The sequence below is a fragment of the Streptomyces sp. NPDC005494 genome, assembly GCF_042872025.1.
GTDB lineage: Bacteria > Actinomycetota > Actinomycetes > Streptomycetales > Streptomycetaceae > Streptomyces.
Genome location: NZ_JBIAJR010000007.1, coordinates 252,149 through 265,449 on the forward strand (window position 1 = coordinate 252,149; position 13,301 = coordinate 265,449).

The window sequence follows — 13,301 nt, forward strand, 5'->3', positions numbered from 1 at the left end:
TCAGTGCTCCCTGACCAGGTCGGCGTACGGGCCTCCGGCGGCCACCAGTTGCTCGTGTTGGCCGCGTTCCACGACGGTCCCGTGGTCCAGGACCACGATCTCGTCACTGTCGCGCACGGTGCTCAGCCGGTGCGCGATCACCACGCAGGCACAGCCGCGCCGCCGCAGGTTGTCGATGATGATCCGTTCCGTCTCGGCGTCCAGCGCGCTGGTCACCTCGTCCAGGACCAGGATGCTGGGCCGCCGCACGAGGGCCCGGGCGATCTCCAGGCGCTGGCGCTGCCCTCCGGAGAAGTTGCGGCCGTCCTGCTCGACCCGGCTGCGGATGCCCCGGGGACGGCGGGCGACGACGTCGTACAGGGCGGCGTCCCGCAGGGCCTCCGTCACCGCCTCGTCCGTGACCGACGGGTCCCACAGCGCCACGTTGTCGCGCACCGTGCCCTCGAAGAGGAAGACGTCCTGGTCCACGAAGGAGACGGACGAGGCCAGGGCGCCCCTGGGGAGGTCCTCCAGGCGTTGTCCGTCGATGCGGATCGTGCCCTCCCACGGGCTGTAGAGCCCGGAGATGAGCCGGGACACCGTCGACTTGCCACTGCCCGAACCGCCGACCAGCGCCACCTGCTGCCCCGGCCCCACGGAGAGCGAGAAGCCGGTGAGCAGCGGTTTGTCGAGGGGGCTGTAGCCGAAGGTGATCCCCTCCAGAGCCACATGGCCCTTGAGACGGCGGGTGCTCGCGGCCGGTTCACGACGGGAGTACAGGGGGTCGACCGGGAAGTTCTCGACATCCTTCAGCCGGGCCACGTCGGCGGCGAAGTCCTGGACGCGGCCCGCGACCCCGTTGAGCCGGGTCACGGGCGCGGTGAAGCGTGTCACCAGCGCCTGGAAGGCGACGAGCAGGCCGATCGAGATGTGCCCCTCGACCGCCCGGAGCCCGCCGATCCACAGGATCAGCGCGCTGTTGAGCGTCGCGAGCGCGGGCGCGACGACGCCCAGCCAGGCACTGGGCACACCGAGCCGCTGCTGCTCCTCCAGCGTGGTCGCGTGCTGGCCGGCCCAGCGGCGGAAGTAGCCGTCCTCGCCGCCGGTGGCCTTCATGGTCTCGATCAGCTGCAGACCGGTGTAGGAGGTGTTCGTCAGCCGCGCGCTGTCGGCCCGCAACTTCTGGGTGCCGGTGGCCCGCAGCCGCACCACGATGCGCATCGCGACCACGTTGAGCAGCGCGATCCCCACACCGATGACGGTCAGTTGCGGATCGTACGTCCAGAGCAGGAAGGCGTAGAGAAGGACGACGATGCCGTCCACACCGGCCGCGGTGAGATCCCGGGCGAGCGTCTCGGCCACCGCGTCGTTCGACTGGAGCCGCTGGACGAGGTCGGCGGGGCTGCGCTGCGAGAAGAAGGTGACGGGCAGGCGGAGCAGATGCCGGAAGAAGCGCGCGCTGCCGAGCGTGGAGGAGATGATGCGTCCGCGCAGCAGATTCGCCTGCTGGAGCCAGGTGAGGACGACGGTGAGGGCGACCGCACCACCCATCGTGGCGAACAGCACACCGAGCAGCGAGGTCTGTTCCCCGATCAGGAACATGTCGATGTACGTACGGCTCAGCGCCGGCAGTGTCGCCCCGACGGCCACCAGCAGCAGACTGGCGAGGAGCGCGACCAGCATGGTGCCGGTGGTCCCGCGCAGCCGGGCCGGCAGCGCGGACAGGACGCCGGGTCTCCGGCCGCCGCGCCGGAAGCCCTCACCGGGTTCGAGCACGAGGACGACACCCGTGAAGCTCGTGTCGAAGTCCTCGACGGGCACGAACCGGCGCCCCTTGTCGGGGTCGTTGATGTGCACGCCGCGCCGTCCGAGGCGGCGCCCCGTGCCGTCGTACACGACGTAGTGGTTGAACTCCCAGAACAGGATCGCGGGCGCCGGCACCTCGGCGAGTGCCGCGGGCTCCATCTGCATGCCCTTGGCCTGGAGGCCGTAACCGCGCGCGGCCTTGAGCACGTTGCTGGCCCGGGATCCGTCACGCGAGACACCGCAGGCTATGCGCAGTTCCTCGAGAGGCACGTACCGGCCGTGGTGGGCGAGCACCATCGCCAGCGAGGCGGCGCCACATTCCAGGGCCTCCATCTGGAGCACGGTGGGGGTGCGGACGGTCTTCGTCCGGGCGGGCCTCCGGACGGGACGCGCGCGCCGGCCTCCGCTGCCCGGCGCGCTCTCCGGGCGGTGCCTGCCGCGGCCGGGAGGCGGCAACTGCTGGGCGGCAGGAGAGGGGTGCGGTGCGGTCACGGGAGCAGCCAATCGATCGGGCGCTGGTCGGAGAGACGGACGGATCCGGTGGCCAGGGTCATGGAGCCGATCGCGTACGGGGGACCGTCGGCGGAGGACCAGCGGTAGCCCGACTTCGTGGAGTCGGACTGCTCGAGCTTCACCACGACCGGCAACGGCCTTCCGTGTGCGGAGAACTGGGCGCCGAGCTGGGCGTCACCCAGGAACCGGGTGATCTGCTGTTCGGTCTGCGCGGCCCTGCCCACGGCGGCCACCCTGCCGCGCAGCACCCCGTACTGCTGGGCCGGCGCGGACTGGACGGTGAGGTCGACCCGCGCACCCACCGGGACCGCCGCCGCGCCGGCGCCCGACACGTACAGCAGCACGACCAGGGGGTCGTCGGCGCCCTCGATCCGCTCGACGCTCGCCACATCCGTGCCGGTGGTGACCACCGCGCCGATCGTGGCCGTCACCGAGGTGAGCCGGCCCGCGTCGATGGTGCGCACCACCTGTTCGCCCTGCGCCGTACGCACCTTCAGTAGCGGCGAGTGCGCCGGGAGGGAGGCACCCTCGTCGGCCAGCACCTCGGTCACCTGCCCGGCGACCGGGCTCTGGAGGACGTAACTGCCGCGCGTGTGCGTGAGGATGCCGGGCGCGTCGAGCGTGCCTGCCACGGATCCGGTGACCGCCCAGAAAGAGGCGGCGGCCATCACGGCGACGGTGAGGGCCAGCACGAGCAGTCCCTGCGGGCGGGCGAACCGCACCGGGAGGTCGAGCTGTTCGGGCGACTGCAGCTTGGAAAGGGCCTGCTGGCGGAACTGCACGGAACTCTTCCCTCACCTGTTCAGCGGTCGGCACCGAGCCCCGGAACCGATGGTTCCGGGGCTCGGCGGGGTGCTGCCGTCTCTCAGAGACCGGCGGTCAGGCCGGTGGCCAGACCGGTGACGGCGCCCGTGTTCACACCGGTGGCGGACTCGACGAGACCGGTGACCGAGCCGACGACGCCCGCGACCGGGACGATGCCCTCGACGGTGCCGGCCACGTTGCCGACGAGGCCGCCCACGAGGCCGCCCGAGACGTTGTCGAGGTCGGCGTCGGAGATCTCGGCGGTCTCGACCTGGGGGGTGTAGTTCATGATGAGCGCCCTTCGTATGGAAATTGCCTATGTACGGAAAGCCCGTGTGGCGGCCTCCGTATGGCCCAGGATCAAAGCATGCCTGCGCCGTGCGCAGCCAATCGAACTGAGGCGCACCGGTGATTGTTCGGCAGCTCGTACCGACGTACGTGCAGAATCGTTCATTTCGTGACGCAGTTCCTTCACGAGCTTCACCGAATGAATTCCGCACCGTCGCAAGCGCATGACCGAACCGTGGCGCAGCACCTCGGGATACGCCGCTCGGACCCGCCCGGACCTGGCATTTCGTGCAGGCCGGCGTGATCGGTGTGCGCACGCCGTGTGCAGGTTCTTCGACCGGCCCGGTCGTGCAATTCCCCGCGGCGGTGAATGGGTGCACGCGCTCCGCCCGGAAGATATCGGTATTCACGACGGCGTGAAGGTGAGTATGGCTCTCTTTTCTGTGTGTGCTGAATCCGGCTCCGGCGGCGTATTCGTGGAGTAATTCCAGGCCCTTTGTGCGTGGCGCGTCTTCGTTTCTCCGGGCCTGTGGGGAATATGTGTGGCTTCCTTCGGTCGCGTGGACCACGTGAGGGCCGCGCGGGCGCGGTGTATGGATGGTGCGTGGGGGTGCGTGCCTGATTCATCGGATGAAACGCCTGCACCACCCTTCTCTCGGACGACAGGCGGGCGCTACCATCGGGATGCCTTATGGGAGCGCTCCCATCTCTGTCAGTCCCGTACCGCCGCTGTGCGGCGGACCAGCTCGGAGAGGACGTTTCCGTGCGCTTGAGCGCCAGACCCATCGCCGCCCTACTGGCGGCACTCGCCTTGACCGCCGGGTTGTCGATCACCGGCAGCCCGGCCGTGGCACGCTCCGACGAAGGGCCCACCGCAGCCGAAGCATCGGATGTGTCCATCGCGGCGGACACCTACAGCTGGAAGAACGCGCGGATCGACGGTGGCGGATTCGTGCCCGGCATCGTCTTCAACCGCTCCGAGAAGAACCTCGCCTATGCGCGGACCGACATCGGCGGAGCCTACCGATGGGACCAGCCGGGCAAGCGGTGGACGCCCCTGCTGGACTGGGTGGACTGGGACCGTTGGGGCTGGTCGGGCGTGGTGAGCCTGGCGTCGGACACCGCCGATCCCGACAACGTGTACGCGGCGGTGGGCACGTACACCAACAGCTGGGACCCGACGAACGGAGCGGTGCTGCGCTCGTCGGACCGCGGCGCCTCCTGGAAAGCGGCCACCCTGCCCTTCAAGCTCGGCGGCAACATGCCGGGCCGGGGGATGGGGGAGCGGCTCGCGGTCGACCCGAACAAGAACTCCGTGCTCTATCTGGGCGCCCCCAGCGGCAAGGGTCTCTGGCGCTCCACCGACTCGGGGGTCACCTGGTCCGAGGTGACCGCCTTCCCGAACCCCGGCAACTACGCGCAGGACCCGTCCGACACGAGCGGATACGGCAACGACAACCAGGGCATCGTGTGGGTGACCTTCGACGAGCGCTCCGGCAGTGCGGGCAGCGCCACGAAGGACATCTACGTCGGCGTCGCCGACAAGGAGAACACCGTCTATCGCTCCACGGACGGCGGCAGCACCTGGTCCCGCATCGCGGGCCAGCCGACCGGCTACCTCGCGCACAAGGGCGTACTCGACTCCGCGACCGGCTACCTCTATCTGACGACGAGCGACACCGGCGGCCCGTACGACGGCGCCAAGGGACAGGTCTGGCGCTACGACACCGCGTCCGGCGCGTGGAAGGACGTCAGCCCTGTCGCCCTCGCCGACACCTACTACGGATTCAGCGGTCTCTCCGTCGACCGGCAGAAGCCCGGCACGCTGATGGCCACGGCCTACAGCTCCTGGTGGCCCGACACTCAGATCTTCCGGTCCACGGACAGCGGGGCGACCTGGACCAAGGCCTGGGACTACACCAGTTACCCGAGCCGGCAGAACCGCTACACGCAGGACGTCTCCTCCGTCCCGTGGCTCAGCTGGGGTGCCAACCCCTCCCCGCCCGAGACCGCGCCAAAGCTGGGCTGGATGACGGAGTCGCTGGAGATCGACCCCTTCGACTCGAACCGCATGATGTACGGCACGGGTGCGACGGTCTTCGGCACCGAGAACCTCACCGCATGGGACTCCGGCGGGCAGTTCAAGATCACGCCCATGGTGAAGGGCCTGGAGGAGACGGCGGTCAACGACCTGGCGAGCCCGCCCTCGGGGGCGCCGCTGCTCAGCGCGCTCGGTGACATCGGAGGCTTCCGTCACACGGACCTCGACGCCGTGCCCGCCATGATGTTCACCTCGCCGAACCTGGACTCGACCACCAGTCTGGACTTCGCGGAGACTTCGCCCGGCACGGTCGTCCGGGTGGGCAACGCCGACGCCGCCCCGCACATCGGCTTTTCCACGGACAACGGCGCCAACTGGTTCCAGGGCTCCGAGCCCTCCGGGGTCACCGGCGGTGGCACGGTGGCAGCCGCGGCGGACGGCAGCGGGTTCGTCTGGAGCCCGGAAGGGGCGGCGGTCCACCGCACCACGGGATACGGGCACTCCTGGACCGCGTCGACCGGAATCCCGGCAGGCGCGACGGTCGAGTCCGACCGGAAGAACCCCAAGAAGTTCTACGGATTCAAGGCCGGCACCTTCTACGTCTCGACCGACGGCGGCGCCACCTTCACCGCGAAGGCGACAGGCCTCCCGGCCGAAGGCAACGTCCGCTTCAAGGCCCTGCCCGGCACCGAGGGTGACATCTGGCTCGCGGGCGGCGCGTCCACCGGCTCGTACGGACTGTGGCGTTCCACCGACTCCGGTGCGAGCTTCACCAAGTTCTCGAACGTGGAGCAGGCCGACAGCGTCGGCTTCGGCAAGGCCGCGTCCGGGGCGTCGTACCAGACCGTCTTCGTCAGCGCGAAGATCGGCGGGGTGCGCGGCATCTTCCGGTCGACCGACGCCGGCGCGCACTGGACGAGGATCAACGACGACGCACATCAGTGGGCCTGGACCGGAGCGGCGATCACCGGGGACCCGCGGGTCTACGGCCGCGTCTACGTCTCCACGAACGGGCGCGGGATCCAGGTGGGCGAGTCCTCGGACTCCGGCGGCGGAGGCACGGACCCGGAACCCACCCCCACGCCCACCCCCGACCCCACGGATCCTCGCGGGGACGCTGCCTGCGCAGTCACCTACACCGTCACCAACCGGTGGTCCGGCGGCTTCCAGGCCGATGTGAAGGTCACCAACACAGGGGACTCGGCCTACAGCGGCTGGAAGCTGGGCTGGACCTTCCCGGGAGACCAGAAGGTCACCCAGATGTGGAACGCCTCCCACCAGCAGGAGGGCGCGAAGGTGACGGCGACCGATGCCGGCTGGAACGGCACGGTGGCTCCGGGATCGTCGGTCGGCTTCGGCTTCACCGGCACCTGGACGGGCGGCAACGGCGAACCGGCCGGGTTCACGCTCGGAGGTGAGGCCTGCACCGTCGGCTGACGCCCGACGCGCCGGTGCGGGGGAGCGGGCCCGCACCGGCGCCGCGTGCCGCCGAATGGACAGAGCACCCCGGGCGTGCTGCATTGGAGTGAACGCACCCCGCCAGGGAGGTACCCGTGGTCGACGTCGATGTGCTGGTGGCAGGGGCGGGCCCGGTCGGTCTGACAGCCGCGTCCGAACTGAGCCGGCGTGGTGTGTCGTGCAGAGTCGTCGACCGGCTCCCGGCGAGGCTGCCCTACGCGAAGGCCGTGGGGGTCCAGCCCCGGACGCTGGAGATCTGGGACCGGATGGGTATGGTCCGCGAGGCCGTGGAGACAGCGGTCCCGCTGAAGGGGCAGTTGCTCTACGTCAACGGCCAGGAAGGCCCGCGGATCGATCTGGAACTGCCTCCGGAGGTGCCCTACCGCTTCGCCGCCCTCCCGCAGTACGAGACCGAGCGGCTCCTGGAGGACCTGCTGAGCCGCTGGGGCGGGCGAGTCGAACGGGACACCGAACTCCTCTCGTTCGAGCAGGACACCGGTGAGGTCAGGGCGGTCCTCCGCCTGCCGTCGGGCGGCACGGAGGAACTGACGGCCCGCTACCTCGTGGGCTGCGACGGAGCCCACAGCGCCGTACGCAAAGGCCTCGGCCTGACCTTCGACGGAGGGGCAATCCCCGAGGAGTACATGCTGGGAGACGTCGAGGTCGACTGGGACCTGCCGGGGGGCTACGGCGTCCGAGCTTCGCACGTCGTCGACGGGCACACCGACGACTTGCTGGTGTGCATCCCCCTGCCGGGTGACCACCGCTACCGGATGTCGATGCCGACTCCGCCCGAACTCTCCCGCGCCGGGGGTGAAGGGCGCGCGGATTCCGACGGGGTGGCGCACGGGCTCTCCGGTGAACAGGGCCCTCAACCCGGGCTCGAACACATCCAGGCGGTGCTCGACAGGCTCTCACCCCGCCCCACCACCGCCTCCTCGCTGCGCTGGTCCTCGGTCTTCCGGATCAGCCACCGCATCGTCGACCGTTACGGCCGAGGGCGGGTCTTCGTGGCCGGGGACGCCGCGCACATCCATCCGCCCACCGGGGCACAGGGGATGAACACCGGGGTACAGGACGCCTTCAACCTGGCGTGGAAGCTCGCCACCGCCGTGCGAGGCCGGGCGGGAACCGAACTGCTGGAGAGCTACAGCGCCGAACGCCACCCGGTCGGCGAGGAGGTGGTCGCGCGCACGCTCCGGCACGCGCGGAGCGGTATCGCCTCCGACCCGGACGACCCCGCGACGATCATGCTCCGCGAGGCCCAGCTCCTGGTCGGCTACCGGGGCAGCCCGATCGTGGGCCCGGACGGCGCACCGCACGACGGCCCCGCCCCGGGCGACCGTGCTCCCGACTGCGGAGGCCTGCGCCATGCTCTCGCGGCCTTCCCCGTACGACTGTTCACCCTGCTGCGGGAACGGGAACACACCCTGCTGCTCTACGCGGAGCACGAGGACCGGGCGGCGGTGTTCGACGAGGTGGCGGCGGCAGCCGCCCGAGCCGCGCACGGCCTTCTGAACGCCTGCGCGGTCCTCGCCCCCGACGTGCGGACGACCACGCTGCGCATACCCGCGGTGCGCGACAGCCTCGGCGAATTCCGCCGGCTGTACGGCGCGCGGGACGGCGAAGCGTTCCTCGTGCGGCCGGACGGCTATCTGGGACTGCGCACCACCGAGGTGGAAGGTCCCGGAATCTCCGCACATCTGGGGAAGCTCTTCGCGGCGTGAACCGACGTGGGGCCCGGCAGTGGCTGCCGGGCCCCACGCCGTGCGGTGGGCGGACTGCGCTCACCTCATCCCGGCTCAGGGAAAGGAGACCACCTGGGACGGGATGGTCGATGTGCCGGATGTGGGGGATCCGGTGTTGTTGATGACGTGTTCGTACTGTCCCTTGCCGCCGAGTGAGACGACGAGCAGGTCGTGGAACTTCACTCCGGGCTTGACCGGTGCCTGGAAGCCGTGCTGCTGGCGGATGGTGGGGTCGACGTTGAAGTAGCAGTAGCTGCCCATGCCCCAGCCCTCGTGGGTGGTGACGGAGTCGGCGACCTTGTAGGCGGCGTACCCCTTGATGTCGCCGTTCTGGATGGCTGCCTGGTTGGGAGCGTCGTACGCCTTCTCGTTCTGGAAGAAGATCGTCTTCCCGTTCTCGCCGTTCCACTGGACGTCGTACTTGTTGAAGTGCTCGACGAAGAGTCCGGTGGCCAGCACGTCGTCACCGTTCACCCGGAGTCCGTAGTCGGAGCGGTTGGTCTCCCATCCGACCCCGTCGCCGTGGTCGGCGCGCCAGAGCCAGGTGTGGTCGATGATCGTGTCGTCGCTGTTGACCACCATGCCGGTGGTCGCCTTGCCGGCGCCCGCGCCGCCGACCCGGACGAAGACGTCCTGGAGGCTGGTCGGGTTGGCCGAGTGGTCGGCCGACGCGCCCTCCGGCCCGACCTGGACGAGGACCGAGGAGTTCTGCGTCCCGGCGTCGACGAGGAGTCCGGCGAGCTTGACGCCGTCGACGTCGCCGACCTTGATCGCGGTGACGCCGTTGTCGGGGATGATCGTGGCGAGGCCGAGGCCGAGGGCGACGGTGTTCGCACGGTTGATCTCGATGGGCTCGTCGACGTGGTAGATGCCCGGGGTGAAGAGCAGGTGCAGGCCCTGGCGGACGGCCGCGTTGATGGTCTGGGCGGTCGCGCCGGGCTTGACGACGTAGAACTGGCTCAGGGGGATGGACTCACCCTGCGGGGTGCCGTTCCAGGAGACGCCGCGTGCGTTGGTGCGCTTGGCGGGGACGAAGACCTTGTAGTCGTTGCCGTCGAGGTGGAGGAAGGGCTTCTCGCGGGAGACCGGGGTGTTGTTCAGGGTGGTGTAGGGCGGTTCGGGGAAGCTCTGGGCGGGTGCGCCTTCGACGCCGGAGAAGGTCATGTTCCAGACGCCGTTGCCCCAGCTGCCGATGGAGCTGTCGCGGGTGTACCACTGCTGCTGGGAGTAGGGGGCGACCTGGCCGTCGATCTTGCTGTCGGCGATGTAGCCGCCGCTGGCCCAGCCGTAGCCGTTGGGGGCGAGGTTGAGGCCGCCCTTGACGTGCATGCGGCGGAAGGGGGCGGCCTGGGAGACGGCCCAGCGGTTGGTGCCGTTGACGGGGTTGAGGGCGAGGTTCTCGGCGGAGCGCCAGAAGTTCTGGGTGGCGTTGCCGTTGAACCAGCCGGCGTCGACGGTGACGTCACCGTTGAAGGTGGTGTCGTCGGGCTTGAGACCGAGGCCGGCGATGGAGGTGTAGAAGCCGATCTGGGCGTTGATGTTGTCGTAGGTGCCGGGCTTGAACATCAGGGCGTAGCGGTCGGTGCCGAACTGCGCGGATTCCTGCTTCTTGAAGATCTCGTCGACCTTGCCCTGGATGTTCGGGGTCGAGGGGTCGAAGACCAGCACGTTGGGCCCGAGATCACCGCCGCCGGGGATCTGCGGGTCACCCCCGCCGGTCGTGCCGAACACCTGGAACTCCCAGAGGGAGTGCCCGTATCCGGTGGCCCGCGCGGTGCCGGTGAGCCGGACGTAGCGGGCGGTGCCGGACACGTTGAGCATCTCGGTGCCGCCGGGGCCGGTGGTGGTGGAGTAGGCGGTGCTCCAGCTGCTGTTGTCCGAGGAGAACTCGATGCGGTAGGCGGTGGAGTAGGCCGCCTCCCATCGCAGCACGATCTGGCTCACCGAGGCGGCGGAACCGAGGTCGACCTTGATCCACTGCGGATCGGCGAAGGCACTCGACCAGCGGGTGCCGGTGTTGCCGTCCACCGCGGCCGCGGCGGGGGTTCCGTCGTTCTCCTGGCTGGAGGAGGTGACCGTCTTTCCCTGTGAGAGCAGCGTGGCCGCGGCATCGGCGGTGGACTGCGGGAGGAAGGTCAGGAGCGAGAGGACGAGTCCGGCGATCACGGCCAGCACACCGCTGCGTCTGCCGGTCCCCGAGGGAAGGGGTCTGTGGAGGTTCGGAGGTGCGTACATGGGGGTCTCCTGAGTCGTGGGGCGGGTACACGACGCGCACAGCCGGAGAGCGCTCTCTCCGACTGTGCGAGATACTCCACCCTTGTTACGAACGCGTCAAGAGATGTGCAACAACGCGTGTCTCGGAGCCAGTTGCCGACAAGAACTGAAACTGCGCTACGGGGGCGCCCCCTCTCGATCGTCCTCCTTGGTGACGCGGTGTGAGATCGGCGGTGCCCGGGTTCAGGAATTGGCGGATGGTCTCGCCGGACGGCGTGCGTCCGTACGAAGGCGACGTCCGCCCTCGCCCCCGACCTGTCCTGAGCCGCCCCACAGCACTCCGGAGCCGTGCCCGCGTGGCCGTCCTCCCCGGTGTTCTCGTCAGGAAGTGGCCCTGCCCGATGCTGCAGCGGTGCACCCCGCCCGGAGTGACCGTCGCCCCACGGACAGCGGGCCTGTTCCAGCCCGCCGCGTGCCGCGTACTCCCACCCGGCCTCCGTCGGCAGCCGGGCGCCCGGCTCAACGTGCCTACGTACGTGCGTCGTTCCAGGACGCGTGCACCACGGGACGGTCCTCGCGGCCGCCGGTCAGGCTGCCGGCGAGCCTGTCCCACCGGGTGCCCTCCACCCCGCACCGCCACGGCGTGTCGTCCGGCCGGCCCGTGCCAGGTCCCGGCCGGGCCGCAGGCCGCATGCGACCAGGAGAGGAGCATCCTTCGGGCGCGATGTCGTTCAGGTGGTGGTCTTTGCGAGCGTGGTGACGGCCCCTTACACCGATGATCATCCTGGCCCAAACCTCCACCCGGCGTGGCGTGCCGTCCAACGGGTGACATCTGGCTCCCTGTCACACGATGGGCCCACGTCGTCCCTCGAATGCGGGTCTCCCGAGTGGTGGGCCCGCGCATTTCGGCTGACGGTGGATCACGTCGCACCCGTGATCCGATGAGCCGACAACCAGCCGGTCAGCGCGGGAGTGGCGAAAGGATCGTGTACCCATGCGCTCTGCCCGCACCCTGTTCGCATCGGCCGCCGTCACGGCGGTCCTCGCGGTCTCCGTCCCCGCCGCATACGCCGTGACCTCGGCGGACGGCTGGGACAAGGACAGCGGCTCCTCCGCCAGCAGCAACGACGACCGTGAGAAGCCGGACTCGTGGAAGCACGAGAAGCCGGAGGGCGGTGTCCACACCGGTGGCGGTGCGCTCGCCGGTGTGTCGGCCGACGACTGGCAGAAGGACAAGGAAGAGGACAAGGAGTCCGGTTCCGGCAGCAACGACGACCGTGAGAAGCCGGACTCGTGGAAGCACGAGAAGCCGGAGGGCGGCGTCCACACCGGTGGCGGTGCGCTCGCCGGTGTGTCGGCCGACGACTGGCAGAAGGACAAGGAGTCCGGCTCCGGCAGCGGCACGGACGGCGAGAAGACCTGGAAGCACGAGAAGCCCGAGGGCGGTGTCCACACCGGCGGTGGCGCGATGGCGCTCTCCGGCGGCGGCCTGGCCGCGGGTTCGGTCCTGATGCTCGGGGGGCTCGGTGCCGCGGCGTACAAGCTGCGCCGTCGCAACGCCTCGGGTGCCGCGGCCGCCTGACCGGCGCTCCGTAACGCTGAGTGAATCATGTCGTGGCCGCCGTCCTTCCCAGGGCGGTGGCCGCGCGGGTTTTCCCGTACAGCTCCCGCCCCACGCACACGAAAGGCAGCATGAGCATGGCCGCCCCGCAGCCGTCCGAACCAGATTCCGCCTCCCCGGCCATCGGCCGTTCCCTGCTGTGGCCCCTCGTGGCGGTAGGCCTGGGCTTCCTCCTCGTCTACAACTCCTTCGACGCCTCCGCCGGGGTCCCGCCGGCCCCCTCCGTGGTGTCCCTCCCCGCGGCGTCCGCTCCTGCCGCGCCCACCCCGTCGGCGTCCGCCGCTCCGCCCGAACTGCCCCCGTCCTATCCGAAGCGCATCTCGATCAAGTCGATCGCGGTCGACGCCCCCTTCATCCCCCTGGCGATCGGCCCCTCCGGACAGCTGGACGCGCCGCCCGCGAACGACGCGAACCTGGCGGGCTGGTTCAAGAACGGTGCCACGCCCGGCGAACGCGGCACCTCGGTGGTCGCGGGACACGTCGACACCAAGACCGGCCCCGCGGTGTTCCTGCTGCTGAGCACCCTCAAGGCGGGCAACACGGTGGACATCACCCGTGAGGACGGAGTCGTCGCCACGTTCGAGGTCGACTCGGTCGAGACGTTCAGCAAGGCCGACTTCCCGAACGAGCGCGTGTACGCCGACAAGGGCACCGCCCAGCTGCGCCTGATCACCTGCGGCGGCGTGTACGACAAGAAGAAGAAGGACTACGAGGACAACGTCGTGGTCTTCGCTCACCTGACCTCCGCGAAGAACCCCTGACCGAGGCCGCCCCCGGTTCGCCCCGGGCACGCGAATGAGAGCGCAGCGCCCGCGCGCTCCTGGATCGG

The 13,301-nt window shown here is 69.9% G+C and carries 9 protein-coding genes; 4 read left to right on the plus strand and 5 right to left on the minus strand.

Translation table 11 applies throughout. From position 1 onward, the window contains the following. From ACFYQ6_RS21730 to ACFYQ6_RS21740, 3 genes are all read right to left on the minus strand, one after another. Complete coding sequence (locus ACFYQ6_RS21730) at nt 1–2,277, minus strand: NHLP family bacteriocin export ABC transporter peptidase/permease/ATPase subunit (protein ID WP_388764378.1); 2,277 nt, start codon at nt 2,275–2,277, stop codon at nt 1–3. After that, a complete protein-coding gene (locus ACFYQ6_RS21735; protein ID WP_361580475.1) occupies nt 2,274–3,080 on the minus strand; it encodes an HlyD family efflux transporter periplasmic adaptor subunit in 807 nt (268 codons plus the stop codon). The genes ACFYQ6_RS21730 and ACFYQ6_RS21735 overlap by 4 nt, the downstream gene beginning before the upstream one ends. A gap of 83 nt (nt 3,081–3,163) precedes the next feature. Continuing rightward, nucleotides 3,164–3,391 (minus strand): type A2 lantipeptide, encoded by a 228-nt coding sequence (locus ACFYQ6_RS21740; RefSeq protein WP_145810247.1) that lies wholly within the window; start codon nt 3,389–3,391, stop codon nt 3,164–3,166. A gap of 762 nt (nt 3,392–4,153) precedes the next feature. Here ACFYQ6_RS21740 and ACFYQ6_RS21745 point away from each other — a divergent pair. Both ACFYQ6_RS21745 and ACFYQ6_RS21750 read left to right on the plus strand, forming a co-directional pair. Further along, nucleotides 4,154–6,868, plus strand: coding sequence for a cellulose binding domain-containing protein (locus ACFYQ6_RS21745; protein ID WP_388764380.1), 2,715 nt, complete (start codon nt 4,154–4,156; stop codon nt 6,866–6,868). A gap of 116 nt (nt 6,869–6,984) precedes the next feature. Further along, the gene (locus ACFYQ6_RS21750) at nt 6,985–8,616 is read left to right on the plus strand and encodes an FAD-dependent monooxygenase (protein ID WP_388764382.1); all 1,632 of its coding nucleotides are present in this window, start codon (nt 6,985–6,987) and stop codon (nt 8,614–8,616) included. A 75-nt stretch (nt 8,617–8,691) separates the two neighbouring features. Here the strand turns inward: ACFYQ6_RS21750 and ACFYQ6_RS21755 are convergent, their stop codons facing one another. Both ACFYQ6_RS21755 and ACFYQ6_RS21760 read right to left on the minus strand, forming a co-directional pair. Further along, on the minus strand, nt 8,692–10,872 hold the full coding sequence (locus ACFYQ6_RS21755; protein ID WP_388764384.1) for a discoidin domain-containing protein: 2,181 nt from the start codon (nt 10,870–10,872) through the stop codon (nt 8,692–8,694). Beyond that, the gene (locus ACFYQ6_RS21760; protein ID WP_388764539.1) at nt 10,800–11,357 is read right to left on the minus strand and encodes an SUMF1/EgtB/PvdO family nonheme iron enzyme; all 558 of its coding nucleotides are present in this window, start codon (nt 11,355–11,357) and stop codon (nt 10,800–10,802) included. Before ACFYQ6_RS21760 ends, ACFYQ6_RS21755 begins: the two co-directional genes overlap by 73 nt. A gap of 488 nt (nt 11,358–11,845) precedes the next feature. Here ACFYQ6_RS21760 and ACFYQ6_RS21765 point away from each other — a divergent pair, with 488 nt between their 5' ends. Both ACFYQ6_RS21765 and ACFYQ6_RS21770 read left to right on the plus strand, forming a co-directional pair. Then, a complete protein-coding gene (locus tag ACFYQ6_RS21765; RefSeq protein ID WP_388764386.1) occupies nt 11,846–12,433 on the plus strand; it encodes a hypothetical protein in 588 nt (195 codons plus the stop codon). Between the two features lie 116 nt (nt 12,434–12,549). After that, on the plus strand, nt 12,550–13,233 hold the full coding sequence (locus ACFYQ6_RS21770) for a class F sortase (RefSeq protein WP_388764541.1): 684 nt from the start codon (nt 12,550–12,552) through the stop codon (nt 13,231–13,233). Nucleotides 13,234–13,301: the final 68 nt, after the last annotated feature.